At 66.8% G+C, this 19964-nt stretch carries 21 protein-coding genes; 17 read left to right on the forward strand and 4 right to left on the reverse strand.

Translation table 11 applies throughout. From position 1 onward, the window contains the following. The first annotated feature begins 7 nt into the window (after positions 1-7). The 12 genes from ACLV8F_RS02585 (at position 8) to ACLV8F_RS02640 (ending at position 13204) form a co-directional block, all read left to right on the forward strand. Entirely contained in the window at positions 8-1087 is a 1080-nt protein-coding gene (locus ACLV8F_RS02585; protein ID WP_411882680.1) for an extracellular solute-binding protein, read from the forward strand. 3 nt (positions 1088-1090) lie between these two features. Then, positions 1091-1930, forward strand: a complete 840-nt coding sequence (locus ACLV8F_RS02590; protein ID WP_411882681.1) for an ABC transporter permease — start codon at positions 1091-1093, stop codon at positions 1928-1930. Further along, positions 1920-2438, forward strand: a complete 519-nt coding sequence (locus tag ACLV8F_RS02595; RefSeq protein WP_411882682.1) for a TIGR00725 family protein — start codon at positions 1920-1922, stop codon at positions 2436-2438. The genes ACLV8F_RS02590 and ACLV8F_RS02595 overlap by 11 nt, the downstream gene beginning before the upstream one ends. 284 nt (positions 2439-2722) lie before the next feature. Continuing rightward, positions 2723-3172: a type II secretion system major pseudopilin GspG gene (gspG, locus tag ACLV8F_RS02600; protein ID WP_411882683.1), complete on the forward strand. Its 450-nt coding sequence runs from the start codon at positions 2723-2725 to the stop codon at positions 3170-3172. Between the two features lie 57 nt (positions 3173-3229). Next, entirely contained in the window at positions 3230-4213 is a 984-nt protein-coding gene (gspK, locus tag ACLV8F_RS02605; RefSeq protein ID WP_411882684.1) for a type II secretion system minor pseudopilin GspK, read from the forward strand. Position 4214: 1 nt separating this feature from the next. After that, positions 4215-5456, forward strand: coding sequence for a type II secretion system protein GspL (gspL, locus tag ACLV8F_RS02610; protein ID WP_411882685.1), 1242 nt, complete (start codon positions 4215-4217; stop codon positions 5454-5456). After that, positions 5453-6022, forward strand: a complete 570-nt coding sequence (gene gspM / locus ACLV8F_RS02615; protein ID WP_411882686.1) for a type II secretion system protein GspM — start codon at positions 5453-5455, stop codon at positions 6020-6022. Before gspL ends, gspM begins: the two co-directional genes overlap by 4 nt. Beyond that, positions 6019-8763, forward strand: coding sequence for a type II secretion system secretin GspD (gene gspD, locus ACLV8F_RS02620; protein ID WP_411882687.1), 2745 nt, complete (start codon positions 6019-6021; stop codon positions 8761-8763). Before gspM ends, gspD begins: the two co-directional genes overlap by 4 nt. Beyond that, the gene (gene gspE / locus ACLV8F_RS02625) at positions 8760-10211 is read left to right on the forward strand and encodes a type II secretion system ATPase GspE (protein WP_411882688.1); all 1452 of its coding nucleotides are present in this window, start codon (positions 8760-8762) and stop codon (positions 10209-10211) included. Before gspD ends, gspE begins: the two co-directional genes overlap by 4 nt. 11 nt (positions 10212-10222) lie before the next feature. Continuing rightward, positions 10223-11425 carry a type II secretion system inner membrane protein GspF gene (gene gspF, locus ACLV8F_RS02630; protein ID WP_411882689.1) on the forward strand — a complete coding sequence of 401 codons (1203 nt, stop codon included), beginning with the start codon at positions 10223-10225 and terminating at the stop codon, positions 11423-11425. 12 nt (positions 11426-11437) lie between these two features. Further along, entirely contained in the window at positions 11438-11752 is a 315-nt protein-coding gene (locus ACLV8F_RS02635) for a hypothetical protein (protein ID WP_411882690.1), read from the forward strand. Positions 11753-11971: 219 nt separating this feature from the next. Beyond that, positions 11972-13204, forward strand: a complete 1233-nt coding sequence (locus tag ACLV8F_RS02640) for a substrate-binding domain-containing protein (protein WP_411882691.1) — start codon at positions 11972-11974, stop codon at positions 13202-13204. A gap of 279 nt (positions 13205-13483) precedes the next feature. On the opposite strand, the gene ACLV8F_RS02645 is transcribed toward ACLV8F_RS02640, so the two are convergent. From ACLV8F_RS02645 to ACLV8F_RS02655, 3 genes are read right to left on the reverse strand one after another with little or no spacing between them, the layout of a single operon-like run. Next, a complete protein-coding gene (locus ACLV8F_RS02645; RefSeq protein ID WP_411882692.1) occupies positions 13484-14182 on the reverse strand; it encodes a prepilin-type N-terminal cleavage/methylation domain-containing protein in 699 nt (232 codons plus the stop codon). Beyond that, complete coding sequence (gene gspI, locus ACLV8F_RS02650) at positions 14179-14580, reverse strand: type II secretion system minor pseudopilin GspI (RefSeq protein ID WP_411882693.1); 402 nt, start codon at positions 14578-14580, stop codon at positions 14179-14181. The genes ACLV8F_RS02645 and gspI overlap by 4 nt, the downstream gene beginning before the upstream one ends. Positions 14581-14583: 3 nt before the next feature. Beyond that, on the reverse strand, positions 14584-15069 hold the full coding sequence (locus tag ACLV8F_RS02655) for a prepilin-type N-terminal cleavage/methylation domain-containing protein (protein WP_411882694.1): 486 nt from the start codon (positions 15067-15069) through the stop codon (positions 14584-14586). 174 nt (positions 15070-15243) lie between these two features. Between ACLV8F_RS02655 and ACLV8F_RS02660 the strand changes: the two genes are divergently transcribed. Next, positions 15244-15690, forward strand: coding sequence for a type II secretion system protein N (locus ACLV8F_RS02660; RefSeq protein ID WP_411882695.1), 447 nt, complete (start codon positions 15244-15246; stop codon positions 15688-15690). A 237-nt stretch (positions 15691-15927) separates the two neighbouring features. Then, positions 15928-16614, forward strand: a complete 687-nt coding sequence (locus tag ACLV8F_RS02665; protein ID WP_411882696.1) for a transposase — start codon at positions 15928-15930, stop codon at positions 16612-16614. A 16-nt stretch (positions 16615-16630) separates the two neighbouring features. On the opposite strand, the gene ACLV8F_RS02670 is transcribed toward ACLV8F_RS02665, so the two are convergent. Then, the gene (locus ACLV8F_RS02670; RefSeq protein ID WP_411882697.1) at positions 16631-17194 is read right to left on the reverse strand and encodes a hypothetical protein; all 564 of its coding nucleotides are present in this window, start codon (positions 17192-17194) and stop codon (positions 16631-16633) included. Positions 17195-17504: 310 nt separating this feature from the next. On the opposite strand from ACLV8F_RS02670, the gene ACLV8F_RS02675 reads away from it, so the two are divergent. From ACLV8F_RS02675 to ACLV8F_RS02685, 3 genes are all read left to right on the forward strand, one after another. Then, positions 17505-18212 (forward strand): secretin and TonB N-terminal domain-containing protein, encoded by a 708-nt coding sequence (locus ACLV8F_RS02675; protein WP_411882698.1) that lies wholly within the window; start codon positions 17505-17507, stop codon positions 18210-18212. After that, positions 18209-18721, forward strand: coding sequence for an RNA polymerase sigma factor (locus ACLV8F_RS02680; RefSeq protein WP_411881432.1), 513 nt, complete (start codon positions 18209-18211; stop codon positions 18719-18721). Before ACLV8F_RS02675 ends, ACLV8F_RS02680 begins: the two co-directional genes overlap by 4 nt. A gap of 133 nt (positions 18722-18854) precedes the next feature. Beyond that, on the forward strand, positions 18855-19838 hold the full coding sequence (locus tag ACLV8F_RS02685) for a FecR family protein (RefSeq protein ID WP_411882699.1): 984 nt from the start codon (positions 18855-18857) through the stop codon (positions 19836-19838). Positions 19839-19964: the final 126 nt, after the last annotated feature.

Genomic DNA, 19964 nt, shown 5'->3' on the forward strand with positions numbered 1-19964 from the left:
GATTTCCATGAAACGCAGAACACTCATCCAATTCGCAGGCCTGACTCCCCTTGCGAGCCTCTCTTGCCTTCCCGCATTCGCCTTCGACGGGCCGGAACTCTATGCGGGCGAGAAGGCGCTCTACGCCGCCGCCGAGAAGGAAGGCCTGGTCGTCTCCTTTGATACCGGACCGGAGTGGGCAAACTGGAAAGCCCTGTTCCGGGAGTTCAAGAAGCGCTATCCCGAGGTCGAGCTCACGTACAACGACTTGGGCTCAGCCGCCACCGTTGTGGCTTTGGAAAAGTCCAGGCGACGGCCCCAGGCGGATACGGCCTACTACTTCGCCGCCTCGGCAGTCGACGCCGTGAAGAAGGACGTGGTCGCCCCTTTCCAGCCAGTCAACTTTGAGAAGCTGCCACCGGTGTTCCGCGAGGCTACCGGCAAATGGTTCACCATCCATACGCTCAACGTCGCCTTCCTGGTCAACAAGAAACTGGTGAAGAACGTACCCACGAGCTGGGCTGACCTGATGCAGCCGGAGTTCAAGAGTTCGGTCGTCTACCTGGACCCGCGCTCGACGGGTGTGGGTCAGGTCATCGTGTTTGCAGCCGCGTACGCCAATGGCGGTTCCGTCGACAACGTCAAGCCTGGCACCGACTATTTCGGGGCGCTGCACGCCGCCGGAAACGTCATGCGCGTGGAAGGCACGACCCCTTATGCCAAATTCCTCAAAGGCGAGATTCCGGTCTGGATCAGCTATGAGAACGACGGCCTCAAGGCCAAGCACGTCGATGGCATGGGTGATGCGATGGAGGTGGTGATACCCAAGGAGGCGAGCGTCTCCGCACCCTACGCCATAAGCCTGGTCAAGAATGGCCCCAACCCTAACGGCGCCAAGCTCTGGTTGAACTTCATCATGAGCGAAATGGGCCAGGGCCTGTTTGCTCAGGGCTTCGTTCGCCCGTCCGTTCCCGGCATCAAGCTCGCCGCGGATGTGGCCGCCAAAATGCCGCCGGCGCCGCAGCTCAAGCCGCTCGACGTGATCAAGGCGTCCGAGCGCAAAGCGGACGTCGACAAACTCTGGGCCCAGGCAACCTTGGCGAAGTAAAGCATGACCATTTCGGAAAGACGCTCGATCCGGCAATTCGGGTCCTGGCCGGCCTGGTTATTCCTCGCCGCATTTCTGGGACTTCCACTGGGCGCGTTGTTTGTGGAAGCGCTCTCTGAGCCTGCTTCGTTTGAGCGCGTTGTAGGAGACGGTCTTTTCGGGACGGCCATCAGGAACACCCTGTTGCTTGGCTTGATCTCAGGCGCTCTGTCGACGCTCGTGGGCGTGGCGATCGCCATCGAGCTGTCGCGCCAGCCTGAGTCACGCCGGCGAGTGATGATGACCCTGCTGGGTCTGCCGCTCGCGTTTTCCGGTCTGGTGATCGCTTTCGGGTTCATCCTGGCCTTTGGGCGTGCCGGCCTCGTCACGCAATTGGCCGCGGGGTTGGGCGCGGACGCGGCGCGGGTGGGAAGCTGGCTTTACAGCGTGTGGGGCCTGGGTTTCGCTTATGCCTACTACCTGGTGCCCAGGGTGGCGTTGTCGCTGTACCCGGTATTCAGCAATCTGGATGAGCGGCCCATGCAGGCGGCGCGAACCTTGGGAGCGTCCAGGCTGAGAGCCTTCTGGGACACAGTAGTCCCCGAAGTTCTCCCGTCCGTCATCACCGCGGCGACGACTGTCTCCGCATTGGCAATGGGAACCTACGGAACGGCGCTGGCCTTGGTAGGGACGCAGTTGAATATCCTGCCGCTGCTGCTCTTCGCCAGGGTCAGTGATGGCGCAGCAGATTTCCCCGCGGCCGCGGCGATGTCGCTGATTCTTATGGGGATTTGTATGCTCGTCCTGGCGGGTGGTGACCTTGCAGCCCGCTTCCATCGCAGGAGTTCAAGCCGTGGCGCGTGAAGTTGATATTTCGACCCTATTGTCCAGACAGGCGGGGACGAGGCGCTTCACGCAGCCGATAGGAATGATAGGGCCTGGCGAGGGCGGCATTGAAGACTGCGAGGCCGCCTATGCTGCCGCGCAGGCGTTCGCACGGGCGGGACTGCACATCATTTGTGGCGGCCGCGGAGGCGTGATGGAAGCTGCATCCGCGGGAGCCCGGGCTGCCGGCGGCGTGGTAGTTGGCCTCCTTCCAGAGGATGACATCAGGGCGGCAAATCCGTATCTGACGGTGGCCATCGCCACGGGTATGGGCGAAATGCGCAATGCCCTTATCGCCCGGTCAAGTCTCTGCCTCGTGGCGATTGGCGGCGGAATCGGCACGTTGTCCGAGATTGCGCTTGGCCTCAAGTGGGGGAAGCGAGTCTTCGCGTTGAATTCAGACGCCGATCTTCCCGGGATGATCAAGGTTGAATCAGTGAATGAATTGATTGACGTCGTCCTCGAATGGTTGGCGGCGCATCCTTGAGCGTTGGTGGATCAGATGTTGGCGGAATTCAACAGGCCGGCGTAAAAGCTTCGATATCGGCGTTGCGCATGGGCTGGGACCTGGATATCTCCAATCCGGGTGCCAGCCATTCAGTATCGATGCAGTTCTCCCGAAATGGTCCGGGAAAACTGTGATTCACGAATGAAAAAGCATTCGTATTGGCGCCCGAAAGCGTAAATCCTCCCGAGCTTTGTCCATCAGGTTGACACAGTAAATTGCGATCATCTCCAGGAGTCAAAAGCACAGCCCAGGAGAGAGAAAACATGGCCGCAGGGATCCTCGACAAGAAGTACCTGCGCTCGCGGCCGCGGGGGTTCACGCTCATTGAAATCATGGTGGTGCTGGTCATCATGGGCGTGCTCGCGGCGCTGATCGTGCCCAACCTGATGGAGCGCCCGGACCAGGCGCGCGCCACGGCGGCCCGCCAGGACGTGGGCGCCATCATGCAGGCGCTCAAGCTGTACCGCCTCGACAACGGCGAATATCCCAGCGCAACCCAGGGCCTGCGAGCGCTGGTCGAAAAACCCACCGCGGGCAAGGTTCCGCCGAACTGGCGCAGCTACCTGGAGCGCCTGCCCAACGATCCCTGGGGCAAGGCCTACCAATACCTCAACCCCGGCACCAATGGCGAGATCGACGTGTTCTCGCTGGGCGCAGATGGGGAGCCGGGCGGAGAAAAAGCCAACGCCGACGTCGGTTCCTGGCAGTTGTAGGCGGTCGTCATGGGTGGAACCAGGGAGCAGTCCGCAGGCCTGCGGAGAAGGGGCCGCATGGAGCGGCTTCGCGCGCAGCAGGGCATGGCCATCGTCAGCATGCTGCTGGTCGTCGCCGTTATTGTCGTGCTGGCTGCGGCGCTTCTGGGAAGGCAGACCACGGCCATCCACGCCGCCCAGACGGAACAGACCCGGGCACAGGCGCGCTGGTTGCTGCGCGGCGAAATCAGTCGCGCGCAACTGGTATTGCGCGCGCAGGCGCAGCGTAGCGCCGCCATTCGCCTCGACGGGCTCTGGAACCAGCCCGTGAGCGGGCAAGTGCTCGGTGAGGTCGAGGGTTCTCCCGCGCGCGCATTCACCGAGATCATCGACGAGCAGGCCAAGTTCAACCTGCGCAACCTCGTGAGCTTCGGGCAGGTCGATCCGGTCGAGAGCGCCGCCTTCCTGCGGCTGTGCGCGCTGGTGGGTGTGCCGGCTGAACAGGCTGCTCGCATCGCCCGTCGTGTAGTGGTCAGCGTGGTGGAAGCAGATCCATCGTCCACCCGGCCCACCGCGCCGGAGGAAATCAAGGCCGCGCAGGAAGCGGCGCAGGCGCTGGGCCTGGCGAGCCTGCCGGCGCGCGAGCAGGCGCCGCGCCTGCGCGTGATCGAAGACCTGCTCGCCGTTCCCGGCATAGACGCCGGCAGCGTCGCGCGCCTGCGCCCTTATGCCACCGTGTTGCCGCAGCGAACCTGGATCAACGCCAATACCGCGAAGGCCGAAGTGCTGGCCGCCTGGGTGCCGGGGCTGGCGCTGGACCGCGCCCGCGAGGTGCTCAAAGCACGCGACGGCGGCCAGTGGTTCATCAACCGCGGCGATTTTGTGTACAGGCTGCAGATGCCCGAGCTCAAGCCGAGCGAGGTTCTCATCGGCATCACCAGCCGGTGGTTTCGCGTCTCAAGCGCGTTGCAGATGACCCGCACCACGCTGCTGATGCAGGCATTGGTGCACGACGACAAGGAAGCCTTGCCGCAGGTGATGTGGCTGCGGGAGGGCGCCTGACATGGCTCGGGTCGATCTTCTTCGGCTGATGCTGCCGCCCGCGCGGAACTTCAAAAGCTCGCCCGTGCGCTGCGCGTGGCGCACGCCGCAGGGTGTGTGGCACAGCGCGACCTTCCAGGACCTTTCGCTGGCCGCCGCCAGTTGCCGGCCCAGGCGCATCGAGGCCTGCCCGCACCCGGCCGATGTGTCGATGGCGGAGATCGAATTGCCCCCCCTGCCGGCCAGGCGCCTGCGCGCCGCGGTGCTGGGCGCCGTCGAGCTGATGGCGCTGGCCTCACCAGAGAAGCTCGCGGTGGGCTTCGGCCCGCGCAGCGGAAAGGGCACGCTGGCGGTGGCATGGATGAATGCCGATGCCCTGTCGGCCTGCCTGCGCGAACTGCGGCAACACGGCCTGCCCGCGCATGCCATGTTGCCGCCGCCGGCCTTCCTGCCCAACCCGGAGGACGCGTCCTCGCCGGAACACACGGCAAGCGCGATGCTGATCGACGGTTGGGCGCTCGTGCGCACCGGTGTGGCTACGGGCATCCTGCATCCGGTTCCCATGGGCTCCATGAATCCTGTGCAGGCCGAGGCGAGATTGCGGCCCCTCCTGCCCGAGTCATTGCCGCTGCGCTGGTTGCCCTTTGATGATGCGTTTGATCCCGGCCTGGGCCAGGCGCCCGCACCCTGGTCAGGAACCGGGTGGAGCTGGACGCTGCCCATGGGTAAAAGCCCAGCCCACGGCATGGACCACCCTTGGCTGCGACCGGCCATAGGCTGGGCCGCGGCGACCGCCGCCGTGTGTTTGCTCGGCCTCAACCTCCACGCCTCGCGGGTCGCCGCACAGGGCCAGGCCTTGACGCGGCAGATGGCGGCGCAGGTCAAGGCCGCTTTCCCCGAGGTGTCGGTGGTCCTCAATCCGCTGCAGCAGGCGCGGCAGCTGCGCGATGCGCGCAAAACGGGAGGCGTGGTCGTGGAGTCGGCGGACTTCGCCGCGCTGGTGCGCGCGTCCGCGGGATTGCTGCCACGCGCCCAAGGGCAGGTGCAGAGTTTGGACTTCCGTGACGGCCAGCTGCACATCCGGTGGCGGGAGGGCGCGATGCTCAGCGCGGACGAAATCAAGGCCTTGCAGGCGCAGGCCCAGGCGCTTGGCCTGGCGGTGCAGTTCGAGGACGGCGGGCTGCGCATGCAAGCGGCCTCCGGTATCAGGAGCGACAAGGCGGCGCCCCCGGCGAGGGCGGCGGCTTCGGGAGCGGCGCCGTGAGAGCCTGGCCGGGTGCGCTCCCCGCGCAGCGCCTTCAGGCCCGTCTGCGGCCCGTCCTGGCACAGGCGCAGAGCCGCTGGCGCGGACTGCCGCCGCGCGAACGCAAACAGATCCTGGGCATGCTGGCCGTCGTGGCCGCGGCATTCGTCTGGCTGGTGCTGGTCAAGCCGCCGCTGGCCACGCTCCGGCACTGGAACACTGAATTGCCCCGCCTGCGCTCGCAGGCCGCGGCGCTGGCGGATGTGTTGTCCGGTGCCGGAAGCTCCGCCATTGCCGACACGTCCCGCAAACCCGCCGAACGCGTGCGGGCCAGCCTGGATGCGGCGGGCCTGGCGGGCGCCTACCAATTGCGCGAGGCCGGCCCCGGCTTGCAGATTGAATTCGGGGACGCCGCCGCAGCCTCCCGGGTGATGGACTGGCTGCTGGCCGCGCCGGCGTCCCTGGGGATGGTGGTGCAGCAGGCCACCTTGCAACGCTCAGAGGACGGCGCTTCGCCCGGCCAGAAAAGCCACGTCCGGGCCACGGCCACGGTGGCGCTGAAACGACAAACAGGGAATGGATCATGATGCGAGCCACCGCGGGTCAAATGGGAAAGCGCTATGCGCTGCTGTGTTGCATGGCGCTGGCGGGGTGCGCCGCGACCGCGCCGGAGGACACGCTGTTCCGGGAGGGAAATTACGTCCCGAGTTCCGGCGCGGGCGCTGACGTCGCCGCCGTGCCGCCCCGCACACAGGGGACGCCGCCCGCGCCAGTCGAAATCAGCCCCGTCATCCGCCCGGTGGCACAGGCCAGGCGCGCGGCAGGCGCCACGCCGGCGCGGGCGCCCGCGGCGGGCGCCGAGGAGAAGGTGATACTGAACTTCGTCGATGCCGACATCCAGGCGGTGATCTCGGCGCTGTCCCGTTTCCTGGGACGGAATTTCCTGATGGACCCGCGCGTCAAGGGCCAGATCACCCTGGTCTCCGACGGCGAGATCGCGTCGGCGACGGCTTACGACATGCTGGGGTCGGCCCTGCGCATGCGCGGCTTCACCATCGTCGATGTCGGCAAGGTCAGCCGCGTGGTGCCGGTCGCCGACGCCAAGCTGCAGGGCGGCGCCGTCAATGCGGCCCAGTCCAGGGGCGGCATCGCCACGCGGACCTTCCGGCTGGCCTACGAGAATGCCGATGCGCTGGTGCCGGTGCTCAAGCCGATGATCGCGCCCGAAAGCAGCATCGCCGCCTACGCGGCCAACAACACCCTGGTCATCACCGACTATGTCGACAACCTGGAACGCATCGCGCGCATCGTCGAAAGCATAGACACGCCGGCCTCGCTCGACACCGAGGTGGTCAAGGTCCACAACGGCGTGGCGATGGACATCGCGGGCCTGGCCAACGAGTTGCTGCAGGGCGGCGGCAAGGACAGCCGCAACGACATCGTCGTGCTGGCCGACCCGCGCTCGAACAGCGTGATCGTGCGTTCCAGCAGTCCGGCGCGCACCTCACTGGCGCGCGACCTCATCGTCAAGCTCGACAACACGCAGGAAGACCCGGGCAACCTGCATGTGGTGTACCTGCGCAATGCCCAGGCGACCTATTTGTCCGGGGTGCTCAGGGGCCTGCTCACCGGCGATTCGGGCGGCAGTGCGTTGGGAAGCGGCGACGGCGCCCGCGCCGCGCTCGGCGCCGGCGGCATGAGCAGCGGGGCCGGCGCCGCGGGCACTGCCGGCGGCAACGGCAATACAGGCGGGGCAGGCGGCACCGGCAGGGCCAATGCCTCCACATCGGGCTCGGGCACACGAAGCACGTCGAACAACAGCGGTGGCGGCAGCGCGCGCTTCGGCGGCGGTAGTGGTGCGGGCGGCTCGCAGCAGGGCAGCGCAGGAGGGGCGTTTTCGTCCAACGGCGTGACGGTGCAGGCCGACGCCACCACCAACACGCTCATCATCGCGGCGCCAGAGCCCATGTACCGCAGCATCCGCCGCGTAATCGACCTGCTCGACCAGCGGCGCGCGCAGGTGCTGGTCGAAAGCCTGATCGTGGAGGTCACGGAAGAGGACGCCGCACAGCTCGGCATTCAATGGATGCGCAACAACGGCCGCTTCATAGGCGGCACCAACCTCGGCGGCGCGGGCCTGAACAACAGCGCAAAAAACACCGTAGACCTGCTTCCCAAGGGGCTCAGCCTGGGCATTGTCGACGGCAGCGTGAACCTGCCCGGGGTGGGCGAGATTCTCAACCTCAACCTGCTGGCGCGCGCCCTGCAAACCAAAGGCGGGGCCAACATCCTGTCGACGCCCAACATCCTGACGCTGGACAACGAAGTGGCCTCCATCATCGTCGGCAAGACGGTGCCCTTCGTCTCCGGCCAGTACATCACGCCGGGCGGCGGCGGCTCGGACAACCCCTTCCAGACCGTGACGCGCGAGGACATCGGCCTGCAGCTCAAGATCAGGCCGCAAATCTCCGAAGGCGGAACGGTCAAGCTCGACATCTACCAGGAGGTCTCCAGCATCGACGAGCAGAACTCCGGCACGGCGGGGATAGTGACCAACAAGCGGGCGCTGGATACCAGCGTGCTGCTCGACGACGGCCAGATCATGGTCCTGGGCGGCCTGCTGGAGGACAGCGTCACCAACAGCACGGATTCGGTGCCGGGGCTGGGGTCGATTCCGCTGTTGGGCCAACTGTTCCGCTCCGACAAGCGCCAGCGCGTGAAGACCAACCTGATGGTCTTCCTGCGGCCCTATGTGATCCGTGACGCCAATGCCGGCCGCGGCCTGACCCAGGACCGCTACAACTTCATGCGCACCCAGCAAAGCCGGGGGCAGCCCGCCAAAAACAGTCTGTTGCCGGACATGTATGCACCCATCCTGCCGCCGGCCGGCGTGCCCGTGGCCGGCGGCAAGCCCAAGCTGGACCTGCGGCCGGAACAGTGGAGCAGCACGCGTGAGCAGCCGGCGCCCGCGACGCAGATCTCCGGCGAGGTGCGCGAGCGGCCCGCGCGCGCCACGCCGAAGGAAGCCGAAATACGCAACCAGCTGCCCTCCAACGTCGGCGTGACCGGCGACCCCTCGGTGCTCTACGCCACGCCCCAAAATGATCGCAGCGTGCTGCAGGTCGCCGACGTGGCGCGCGAAGAGGACGCGGTGCGCATCGCCAAACGCGTGCGCATCAGCGGCATGGCCGCGTACGTCGTGGCCGGCCCGGGCGGCATCGGTTATGCGGTGCGGGTGGACCTGCCGCGCGATGCCCGCTCGGTGGACACCGCCGTCGGCGTGCTGCGCGAGCTGGGCTACCAGCCGGAGATCGTGGTGGCGCCATGAAGCCGGCCGAGCCGCAGTCAGTTGCCGCCTTGCCGCATGCCTGGGCGCGCATCCAGCGCATCGTGGTGTGTGGTGAAGGCGAAGCCCTGGTGCTGGCACTCAGTGCCCGCACGCCGGGCTGGGCTCTGGTCGAAGCGCAGCGCCAAACCGGGATCTATGCATGGCGCGAAGTGCCGGAAGCGGAAATGGATGCGCTGCTGTCCGCCAACCATGCCGAGACAGGCAGTGCCGCCGCCGTGGTGGGCGCGGCCGAGTCCGAGGTCGACCTCGAACGGCTGATGCAGGACATCCCGGCGGTGACCGACCTGCTCGATGCGCAGGACGACGCGCCCGTCATCCGCATGATCAACGCGCTGCTCGCCCAGGCCGCGCGCGACGGCGCCAGCGACGTGCATTTCGAGGCCTTCGAGACGCACTCGGTCGTGCGCTACCGCGTGGACGGCACGCTGCGCGACGTGGTCTCGCCGCGCAAGGCGCTGCACGCCGCGCTGATCTCGCGCATCAAGATCATGTCGCAGCTGGACATCGCCGAAAAGCGCATCCCGCAGGACGGGCGCATTACCCTGCGCGTGGGCGGGCGCCCCATCGACGTGCGCGTCTCCACCGTGCCCACGGTGCATGGCGAGCGCGCCGTGCTGCGCCTGCTGGAAAAAGACGCCGGCCGGCTGCAGCTGCAGCGCCTGGGCCTGGCGCCCGACACGCTGGAGGAGCTCACGCGCCTGATCCGCCAGCCGCACGGCATCGTGCTGGTGACGGGCCCGACCGGCAGCGGCAAAACCACCACGCTGTACGCCGCGCTGGGCCAGCTCGACAAAAGCGTGAGCAACATCCTCTCGGTCGAAGACCCCGTCGAATACGACCTGCCCGGCGTCAACCAGATTCCGGTGCACGCCAAGATCGGCATGACCTTCGGCGCGGCCTTGCGCGCGGCGCTGCGCCAGGACCCGGACAACATCATGATCGGCGAGATACGCGACCTGGAAACCGCGCAGATCGCCGTCCAGTCCTCGCTCACCGGGCACGGCGTGCTCGCCTCGCTGCACACCAACGATTCGGTCTCCGCGGTCACGCGCCTGACCGACATGGGCATCGAGCCGTTTTTGTTGTCGTCGTCATTGCTGGGCGTTCTGGCCCAGCGGCTGATACGCTGCCTGTGCCCCGAATGCAAGCGCGGCGAGCCGCAAGCCGACGGCACTGTGCGATGGGTTGCCGTGGGCTGCGCGCATTGCAACCAGTCCGGCTTCAAGGGGCGCACCGGCATCCATGAACTCTTTGTCATCGACGACGAGGCGCGCCGCATCATCCACGACGGCGGCAACGAACACGCCTTGCGCGAGGCGGCCCGGCGCCGCGGCATGCGCACCATGCGCGAGGACGGCCAGCGCTGGGTTGCCGCGGGCATCAGCACGCCGGAAGAAATCCTGCGCGTCACGCGCGATGACGGATAGGGCGATGCGCGATGCCACGCTTTCATTTTGAAGCCGCCGACGCGAACGGGAAAATCCAGGCCGGCACCCTGGATGCCGAATCACCGCGCGCCGCGCGGCTGCAGCTGCGCGAACGCGGTCTGGCGGCGCTGGATGTGCAGGAGGCGGCGGGCGCGGGCGGCGCGTCGTGGCTGGGCCCCCGGCTCAGCGCCGCGGATTTGTGCTGGGCCACGCGCGAGTTGGCCAGCCTCCTGGGCGCGCGCCTGCCGCTCGAATCGGCCCTCATGGCCACCATCGAACAGGCCGAACACAAGGTCACGGCCGAGGCGCTCACGGCCGTCTGCAACCACGTGCGCGGCGGCATGCGCCTGGCCGACGCGCTGGGCGAACGCCCCCGCGACTTCCCCCTGATCTACCGCGCGCTGGTCAGTGCCGGCGAAGACTCGGGCGATCTGGCGCGCGTGATGGAGCGCCTCGCCGACTACCTGGAGAACCGCGACAACCTCAACAGCAAAATGCTCACGGCCTTCATCTACCCGGGTGTGGTGGCCTTCGTCTCGGTGTGCATCGTGATCTTCCTGCTCGGCTATGTGGTGCCGCAGGTCGTCAGCGCCTTCTCGCAGGCGCGCCAGGAGCTGCCCATGATCACGCAGGTCATGATCGCCGCCAGCCGCTATGTGCGTGAATGGGGCGGTTTCACCGTGATCGTATTGGCGGGCGCGTTTGCGCTGTGGCGCTGGTCCTTGCGCGACGACACCTTTCGCCTTCGCTGGCACAGTGCCTTGCTGCGCGTGCCCATGGTGGGGAGATACGTGCTGGGCGTCAACACCGCGCGTTTCGCGTCGACGCTTTCCATCCTGATGGATGCCGGTGTTCCCCTGCTGCGCGCGCTCGACGCCGCGCGCCAGACCATGGGCAACGACCGCCTCAAGGCCTGCGCGGCCGACACCAGCGCGCGTGTCAGGGAAGGCGCGCCGCTCGCCTCCGCGCTGCGCGTGCAGAAGGTCTTTCCGCCCAACCTGATTCACCTGGTCGCCAGCGGCGAGAAGACCGGCGCGCTCGCACCCATGCTGGACCGCGCGGCCGCCAATCTCTCGCGCGACCTGGAGCGCCGCGCCGCGCGCCTCACGGCGCTGCTGGAGCCCATGATGATCCTCGGCATGGGCGGCGTGGTCATGCTGATCGTGCTCGCCGTGCTGCTGCCCATCATGGAAATAAACCAGATGGTGAAGTGAAGAACGGGCGGCATGCATAGCCAGGCCGCCGGTGAAGACGGGCACTCAATTATTTTTTGCGGCGAACCGACGAACGGCGAATTCGCGACGAGTACTTTAGGCGTCATCTTCAAATGGTCCTCCCGAGCGTTTCGCGCATGTTCGGGAGAACAGGCATCAAGGGCCTGCTCTCAAGCGCCGCGAACCCGCCGCGCGACGCGCTTCAAACCAGAACAGCCGATGCGAAATCGCAGTGGTAAATCAACGGCTTGCGCCCTCTTCGCAGTGATCGCGCGCGTGCTTTCAAAACGTGTTCATCAACGATTCCCGCATGCAACAAAACGTTGAAAGCTCGGGAGAATTTTCAGGCGTGTTGGGGGTTCTTGTTCAACGCTGCGTCACTGTCGTTCTTCAAACTGGACACGTCGCCAAAGCAATGGCGGCATGTCGATCCAGAGGGTGACAGGGGCCTTGTACATCAACTGTGTATGCGGCGCCCGCAAGTTAGTCAGTTCGTTTCCGATTCTCAACTTTTCAACTTTTTTAGTTTGCTTAAGGAGCAATTCGATGAAATCCGTTAACTCTAAACTCAAGGCGCTGTCCGCACTCGCGGCCGGCATGGTGATGATGGTGGGTGCCGCTTCGGCACAGACCGTGACCTTCGGCGGTGCCACGCTGCCCCAGCCGATGTACAGCGCCATCATTGCTGGTGGTCCCATCCTGGGATCGTGGAGCTATGCCAGCACCGGCAGCGGTCCCGGTAAAAGCGCCTTCCTGACCAACAACTCGGCGCTGTTCAGCACCACCGGCACCGTTCACGCCGCAGCCAGCGATTCCGCGCTGTCGTCGACGGAACTCAACAACTACAACACCGCATACAACGGCCCTGGCGCGACCGTGGCCAATTACGGCCCGCTGGTCCAGGTGCCCATGGTGGCCACGCCGGTCCTGCTGACCTACAAGGAAACCGGCGTCACGACGCTCAACCTGAGCACGGCGCAGATATGCCGCATCTACTCCTTCCAGCCTTCTTCGCGCACCTGGAACCAGGTCACCACGGCCGCTGACGACGGCGCCGTGGGCACCACCAGCGCGATCGAAGTGCTGTACCGCACCGGCGGCAGCGGCACCACCGAACTGCTGTCCCGTTTCCTGAACGCGGCCTGCCCATCGTTCCTGCCTGCCGGCAAGTCGTTCACCGTTTCGAATGACTTCAAGACCATGGTCGCCACGGCCCTGCCGACCCTGACGCCCGCCCAGGACGCCAATGCCGACGGCCTTCCTGACGTGTGGGTTGCCGCCACCGGCAGCGCCGGCGTGGAAGCCGCCGCCGCGGTCAACCATCGCCTGGGCTACCTGAGCCCGAGCTTCTCCTTCCTCGGCACCGACAACAGCGTCGTCGCCAGGATTGACGGCTTCCAGCCTAACGATGCCGCCATCCAGGCAGCGCTTCCCGCACCACCCGCAGTGGCCGACCAGGCTGATCCGCTGAAATGGATTCCCGCCTATTCAGTTCCTTCCGGCGCCTACCCGATCCTTGGCACCACCAACGCGCTGGTCGGCCAATGCTATGCAGACGTTCTCGTCGGCGGCGTTCCTACCGCCAACCCCCAAGGCATCGCTGTCAAGGACTTCCTGAACAACTTCAACAACGGTACATATGACGGCTACATCACCGCCAACCACTTTGTGAAGCTGCCCGCCGCATGGAACTCGGCTATCGCCGCCGCCTTCCTGGGCACCTCCGGCACCCTGGCCATCAACGATGCCTCCGTCTGCGCCAACATCGGCCGCCCATAAGAACCGGCATTGATGCTCCGTGAGTTGCGCGGACCTGTGCCGCGACGGATCAAGGGGCCTTGATGGACGCCGGACAGGTGCGATGCACCTGTCCGGCTTTTGTCGTTTGCGGATCATCGCGTCTGCATGCCATCAATGGTTCCGCTCCTTGCCGGCTCCATCGAACAGTCTGGTGAGGGAGCCGCATTTCCACCTGTACGGTATGGCCGTCGATGGATGTGGACCAGGCGCAGTGGCAACGGCATTCGCACCAAAGCCGTCACCGCACCGTCCGAACCTTCAATCGAACGCCAACACCCGGCGGTACTGCATCGCCGGGCCCGCGCTGCGGCGCACGCCAAGCGCAAGCTCAAGCCCCGACGCGGCATTGTTTGCCTGGCCCGTTGCCGGAAGCCGGCGCCAGCCTTGCTCGGGCTCCCATGCGCGCACTTCGAATGAAGCGATGCCCTCGAGCACCGCGACACGGTCGGCGGCCTGAGGCGCGGGGAGGGGATAGGCGTCCGCGGCCGGCCCGGCTGCGCGGTAAAGCGTTCCGGACTGGATCCACCATTGCACGCGTTGCCAGCGCCCGGGTGCGGCCGGCGCGGCGCGCACCACCTCGACCAGAAAGGGCGTTTCGGTGAGCCGCCGCACTTCCATGCCGGCCGGCAACAGGGGCACCGGCACGGCCGCGCGCGGGCCGCGCCGCGTTCCGGGCGTGGCCGCCTCCTGGCTTTCGGGAATCGCCTCGATCGCCGCGGAGGGGAGTTCGGTAGTGGTGCGCCAGGACAGGTCGCGCTCGATCTGCTGCAGCGCGCGCATGAGGCGCGCGGTCTCTTCGGTGCGCAATTGAAGCTGCGTGTTGGCGCGGCCCATGCTGTCCAGGCCGCGCCAGGCGATCAGGCTGAGCACCGCCATGATCACGATGGCGATCATGACCTCGATCAGGGTAAAGCCTGCTTGCCGTTGGCGCGGCCGTTGTGGGCGCACCGGTTTCATCGCCGCTGCTCCGGCAAACGTGTCTGCAGGCCGGCCAGGCGCTGGCTGCTGTCGCGGCCGAGGTAGACGTCGACGGCGACCGGGCGCAGGCCTTGATCTGGCGGGCCTATCTGCACCCTGCAGGTGAAGGCCTGGTCGGCCTGCGGGCACTCGACCTGGCGGACGCCTGAGGCAGGCAGCGCGCTGATCTGCAATTCGGCCAGGCTGTTCTCCGCCGAGAGCATGGCCAGCGAGCGTTGCTCCAGCAGGCCCAGGTTGGTGGCAGTCTGGCTGGTCAGCCGCACAAACGCCGCCAGCGCCACGCTGATGATCGCCAGCGCCACCATCACCTCGATGAGCGTGAAGCCCGCGCGGCGCTGCGCCTGCAAGAGCCGGTGTGGAGACAGCCGCGCGCGCATCGCTCACTGCACCTGGAAGCCGCCGGTGGCATCGCGCACGACCATCACGGTGTGGGGCCCGCTGCGCAGTTGCAGGCGCAGCGGCGCGCCTATCCATTCGGACGCCAGCAGCAGCGGCGCCGGCGGCGTGACCTCCACCGCGGTGGCGTGCCATTGGCGGGGGCGCAGGGCATCGTCCTGGCCGAAGTTGTCGAGCTCGCCCGCGGTGGACACCACGGGAACCACGCTGCCGGGCGCGGTGGCCCAGGTGCCCCGCACAAAGCGGTAGCCGTCGCCGCGCGGCTCCCAGGCGATGACGCGGCCGTCGATGCGCACTTCGTGTTGCGCGGCCGTGAGACGCTGCGCGAGTTCGCGCGCGTCCAGCCGCAGCGGCGCGGCCGGGTCGGGCGCGACGCTCACGGAAATGGCGGCCGTCGCGATTCCGATGATGACCAGCACGATCATCATCTCGATCAGCGAGAAGCCACGATGGCGGCAGAAAGTATTCATGTGAAAGAGACCGGTATTCCGTGCGTGCGCGGCGTGCGCGACGCGTCATGAAAATAATAGGCGCGAAATGTGGCGTTGACATGAATCGCCAATATGCATCTGCTAATACTGTGTCCCTCCGCGGGCGCTCAACACGCTGGGTCCGCGGCATGAAAACATTCAAGGAGTTGCGTAATGACACGAACATGGAAATGGCCGTCTTCGCTATCGCCGGCGCGCATGGCGCATGTGCTGGGACTGGCCGCGGTGGTTGCCGCCGCGTGCTTCTGGGGTTACACGTTGCGCCCGCCCAAACCGGCCCCGCCGCAGGTGCGGGCTGCGCCGGTGGTCCCGCAAGACCCCGCGGCCAGGGCGGTGGCGGGCTGGCTGGCCCCGGGGCAGGTTCGCCTCAACGTCGCGGTGGTCGGCCTCATACGCCGGCACGATCGCGCGGTGGCCGTGCTGAGGGTCAATGGCGCGCCGCCCAGGCCCTTCATGGCCGGGGAGACCTTGATGCGCGACGTCACGCTCAAGTCCATAGCGCCCGACGCGGTGATGCTGGAGCGCGCCGGCACGGCGATACGCATCGCGGCCCCGTTGCGCCGCGACTACGGCTCGTCCGGGATTGTGCGAGTGCCTTGACCTTGCGCGGTGCGCTTGGGCCATTGCGTTGAAGCGGGCCTCGTAGCGCTTTTGTCGTACGCGTGGCTTTTGATGGGCGCACGCCACGGTTTCGGCGCGAAGGGTATTAGTACCGCTTCCTGCGGATTCACCGATCGGAACTCGTCTAGAAAAAAAGCAGTCGCGGATCATGGTTGGAAAACGCTTGTTGCTGCCTGTGGAGTTTCCACGCGCAAAGGGCGTATTCAGGGAGCTTGAATGCTGAAAAAGAAAGCCGGACCGAATCTCTCCGCCAGCCCGGGCGGGAGCGTATCGATGCAGACGCTGGACAAGGAACTGTCCAGGCACGTGGAGGTCGCCCGGAGCAGGCCCGTGCTGGTGGACCGCTATGGCGTGCCGTGGGTGTGGATCGTGTCGCACCCCTTGTGGGTCGAAGCCGATTGCCTGAAGTCGTTCGCTCCCGAGGACCACGCGCTGGTGGCCTTGCGCGAGGCCATCGACAGCACGCTGGCCTACGAGGGCCACGTCATGAACGAGCTCACCGCGCAGTGCGCCAGCGGTGTCGACGCGCGGGTGATCACGCGCGCCTGGCTGCTGCAGATCGTCTATTCGCTGGCGGATCCCAAACGCGTGCGCGAGGGCCTCGGCTACAACATGCTGTGGCGATGGTTTGTCGGTTACCTGATGCGCTCCGAACCGCTGCCGGAACCGCAGGCTTTCATCCAGGACATCAAGATGGTCAGCGCCCATCCCCGCGTGATCGACATCGTGTCTCGCTGCCTGACCAACGACGCCTTCCTGAACGCGGACACCGAAGAGTTCTGCATCAACTACGGCTTGCTGCACACCTTGCGGGCCCATCACTTCGAGAGGATGAATCCGCCGGCGCGCCGTCCCGCCGGCCTCGCCCACAACGAACGGGACGGGCAGGTCTTGAACAAGTAAGTCCGCGGGAGATGGCTCAGGCCCGCGGCAGGCGTGCCTGGTAGGCGAAGCCGATGCGGGCGTGCACCACACCCGCATGGGCAAAAGAGCCCAGGCTGAACAGCCAGGCCAGCAGCAGGTTCCACATCAGCGCGGCCGATACGGCCGCCAGCGAGGCATGGGTATGCGCCGCAGGCAGGGTAAGGTCCGGCAAAAATCCGCTGGCCCAGCCGCAGGCCAGGAACAAGGCCGCGCCCATGCGCCGGCTCATGCCGAGGTAGTGGCGCGCCAGCATTTCACGGCAGGCATATTCCTGCCGGTGCTGGCGCTGGTTGATGCGCAGGATGGTCGTTGCATTGACGAAGGCGACGATGCCCATCAACGATACCCAGAACGCGGGATGGTCGCTGCGCGAGTTGATTGCCAGCAGCAGGCCGGTCAGCCAGAAGGTCGGCGCCGTCACCGTCGCCAAAGTCCAGGAAGCCACCTGGCATGTTCGCCAGGGCGCGCGCCAGTGCAGGGTGCTGGGCGCGTTGTAATCCGTGTGCTCGTCGGTGTCGGCCCGCAGGGAAAGCCACTGGCGAAAAGCCATTCTTGTCATCGGGTACTTTCTGGGAGGGGGCTGTGGTTCGCTTGCCGCAGCCTTCGGCTTCATCGGGCTGCTCTTCCAGACGAGTGAGGACACGCATTCCCGCAAGTTAACGGCAAAAAGGCGGAGAACAGGAGGGCACAGCGGGCCGGGCTGGCTGCTGCTGTCACGGATATGTCACTGGCGCTGCGGACAATCCCCATTTTTAACAGGGTGCCTGTGCCGTGCTGACGCGATCCTCCAACCCCTTGCCCCCTGGCCGTCGTTTTGACGGCGGTGCGCGGGGCGTTTCCGGCCAGGCATTGTGTGGGGGTGGGCAGTGGTGCGAGCCGTTGCGCGCGACGTAAGCCGCGCGGCGGTGTGCGCCTGCGTACTGTGGATGGCCGCGGAATCCGTTCCGGCATGGGCGGCCGGTGATCCGTCTGCCGAGGCTGCCTCGGTCCACGGCGATTCATTCGACTTCGACCTTCCCGCGCAGCCCTTGAGCTCGGCGCTGGAACGCTACGCGGTCATCACAGACCGCACCGTCCTGTTCAGCGATACCCTGGTGGCGGGCCGCATGTCGTCCCCGGTCAAAGGCCGCCACGCCCCCGAGGCGGCGCTGGCGGCGCTGCTGGCGGGCACCGGCCTCGCGGCGGAGAACCCGGGCGGCAGGCTGCAGAACAGTTTTGTGCTCAAACAGGCATCGGCCGCTGTGGCGGCGCAGGCGGATGGCGCCGGCCTGGAACGCAGCTACGACGGCCTGGTCCAGATGCGTGTCTGGGAAGCGCTGTGCGCCGATCGCCGCACGGCGCCCGGCAACTACCGCGCATCGCTGCGCCTGAATGTCGACCCCACCGGCCGCCTGGCGGCGCCCGCGCTGATCGGCTCGACCGGCGACGCCGGGCGCGACCAGGCCGTGCTCACCGCGCTGGACCACCTGCAGATGGACCACGCGCCACCGGCCGGCCTGCGGCAGCCGCTGGTGCTTGTCATCCTGCCGCGCGGCAGGATTGCCGGGCAGGCGTGCCGCACGGGATCCGCATCGTGACGGAAAACGTCCTGCCCATGCTGCGCAGCGTATTGGTCCAGCGCTATGAGCAGATCAAGCGCAGCCTTTCCATCCAGCTGGGCAGCGCCGAGCTGGCGGGCGACGCCCTGCACGAGACCTGGTTGCGCCTGCAGCGGGACGCGCACATCGCCGGCCCGGTCGTCAACCCGCAGGCCTACCTGGTCCGCATGGGCGTCAACCTGGCCATCGACGTGCGGCGCAGCCAGAGCCGCATGCTGTCGGCCGAGGACGTGCAGGAGTTGATGAGCGCCATCCCGGACCCGGCGCCCGGCCCGGCCCAGGTTGCCGAGATGCGCTCCGAGCTGGAAGCCCTGAAGGCCGTGGTCAACGAGATGCCCGCGCGCCGCCGCGAAATCCTGATTCTCGTGCGGTGGGAGAATTGGCCGCAGCGCGAAGTCGCCAGGCGGCTGGGCATATCGCTGCGCACCGTGGAAAGCGAACTCAAGGCCGCCCAGGAATACTGCGCCGCCCGCCTGGCGTGGCCGTAACGGGATTCCATGACGGACGTGCAGGATTTTTCAGCGGGTTTGCGGTTTGGCAATCGTCTAGTGGATGCGGGGCCGGCCCTGGAAAACGCACGGCCCCGCGCGCGGCCGCGCATGACCGGTCAAGATTAAAGCAATGACAATATCCCGCGATCGAAATGAACTGCCGGACGTGTCCAAGGATGCGCAGGCTTGGGTGCGCAAGCTCACCTCGGGCCACGCCAGTGCGTGGGAAGCGCAGGCCTTCAAGCGCTGGCGCGATGCAGACCCCACCCACCTGGCAGCCTTCCAGGAAGCGAGCCGCCAGTGGCAGCTGCTGGCGTCGGCCAGCGGCAGCGTGCTGGACACCAATGCGGAGGCCGCGCGCTACCACCGCAAGACCCTGCACCAGCCGCGCGTCGGCCGGCGCGCCTTCCTGGGCGCGGCGATAGGCGGGGCCGCGGCCGCGGGTGTCGCCGCCTATTCGCCGCTGGGCCTGTGGCCCGACGCCGGGCAGTGGGGCGCCGACTACCGCACCGCGGTGGGCGAGCAGCGCGAGCTCACGCTGGACGGCCGCGTGAGCGTGGCGATGAACACCCGCACCAGCCTGCGCCGGGTCAGCGACCAGGGCCGCATGGCCGGCGTGGAATTGCTGGAAGGTGAAGCGGCGCTGGAAGTGCGCGGCGACGCGGGGCCCTTCCGTGTGGTGGCGGGCCTGGGGCAGGTTGTGGCGGAAGCGGCGGGCTTCGAGGTCAGGTACCTTGAGGGCCGCACCTGCGTCACCTGCCTGCACGGCCAGGTGGGCATCGAGCACCCGGCGAGCCGGCGCCTGCTGCAGGCGCGGCAACTGGCCGTGTACGACGGCCGGGCCATCAGCGAGATCGCTTCCGTCGACCCGGACAGCCTGTCGCCCTGGCGCCAGGGCGAACTGGTGTTCAAGCAGACGCCGCTGCCCGCCGTGCTGGAAGAGATCAACCGCTACCGCCCCGGCCGCGTGATGCTGTTGGGGAATGCGCTGCGAAACAAGACCGTCACCGCGCGCATCAAGATCACCGAGATCGAAACCGCCTTGCTGCAGATCCAGTACAGCTTCGATCTGGGTGCGCGTTCATTTCCCGCGGGCGTGCTGGTCCTGAGCTGATCTTTCCGGTGCGAACGCCCGGTTGAAATGTGACGGCGCCATGACAAACCCCCACGCATTTCCGGGGTGTGCCATGCCCATTTCGGTGCGGGCCTTCCCGGGAATACGCTGTTCGCCAAGGCTGAA

Origin of the sequence: Polaromonas sp. YR568, from assembly GCF_943369675.1 — a bacterium.
Lineage (GTDB): Bacteria > Pseudomonadota > Gammaproteobacteria > Burkholderiales > Burkholderiaceae_C > Polaromonas.

What these genes read in the sequence shown, in the direction of transcription:
- gspD (WP_411882687.1), top strand. Translation starts at nt 6,019, where the DNA reads ATGATGCGAGCCACCGCGGGTCAAATGGGAAAGCGCTATGCGCTGCTG.
- ACLV8F_RS02670 (WP_411882697.1), bottom strand. Translation starts at nt 17,194, where the DNA reads ATGACAAGAATGGCTTTTCGCCAGTGGCTTTCCCTGCGGGCCGACACC.
- ACLV8F_RS02685 (WP_411882699.1), top strand. Translation starts at nt 18,855, where the DNA reads ATGACAATATCCCGCGATCGAAATGAACTGCCGGACGTGTCCAAGGAT.
- gspL (WP_411882685.1), top strand. Translation starts at nt 4,215, where the DNA reads ATGGCTCGGGTCGATCTTCTTCGGCTGATGCTGCCGCCCGCGCGGAAC.
- ACLV8F_RS02590 (WP_411882681.1), top strand. Translation starts at nt 1,091, where the DNA reads ATGACCATTTCGGAAAGACGCTCGATCCGGCAATTCGGGTCCTGGCCG.
- ACLV8F_RS02635 (WP_411882690.1), top strand. Translation starts at nt 11,438, where the DNA reads ATGCATAGCCAGGCCGCCGGTGAAGACGGGCACTCAATTATTTTTTGC.
- ACLV8F_RS02655 (WP_411882694.1), bottom strand. Translation starts at nt 15,069, where the DNA reads ATGAATACTTTCTGCCGCCATCGTGGCTTCTCGCTGATCGAGATGATG.
- ACLV8F_RS02585 (WP_411882680.1), top strand. Translation starts at nt 8, where the DNA reads ATGAAACGCAGAACACTCATCCAATTCGCAGGCCTGACTCCCCTTGCG.
- gspE (WP_411882688.1), top strand. Translation starts at nt 8,760, where the DNA reads ATGAAGCCGGCCGAGCCGCAGTCAGTTGCCGCCTTGCCGCATGCCTGG.
- gspK (WP_411882684.1), top strand. Translation starts at nt 3,230, where the DNA reads ATGGAGCGGCTTCGCGCGCAGCAGGGCATGGCCATCGTCAGCATGCTG.
- ACLV8F_RS02640 (WP_411882691.1), top strand. Translation starts at nt 11,972, where the DNA reads ATGAAATCCGTTAACTCTAAACTCAAGGCGCTGTCCGCACTCGCGGCC.
- gspF (WP_411882689.1), top strand. Translation starts at nt 10,223, where the DNA reads ATGCCACGCTTTCATTTTGAAGCCGCCGACGCGAACGGGAAAATCCAG.
- gspG (WP_411882683.1), top strand. Translation starts at nt 2,723, where the DNA reads ATGGCCGCAGGGATCCTCGACAAGAAGTACCTGCGCTCGCGGCCGCGG.
- ACLV8F_RS02645 (WP_411882692.1), bottom strand. Translation starts at nt 14,182, where the DNA reads ATGAAACCGGTGCGCCCACAACGGCCGCGCCAACGGCAAGCAGGCTTT.
- gspI (WP_411882693.1), bottom strand. Translation starts at nt 14,580, where the DNA reads ATGCGCGCGCGGCTGTCTCCACACCGGCTCTTGCAGGCGCAGCGCCGC.
- ACLV8F_RS02665 (WP_411882696.1), top strand. Translation starts at nt 15,928, where the DNA reads ATGCTGAAAAAGAAAGCCGGACCGAATCTCTCCGCCAGCCCGGGCGGG.
- ACLV8F_RS02660 (WP_411882695.1), top strand. Translation starts at nt 15,244, where the DNA reads ATGACACGAACATGGAAATGGCCGTCTTCGCTATCGCCGGCGCGCATG.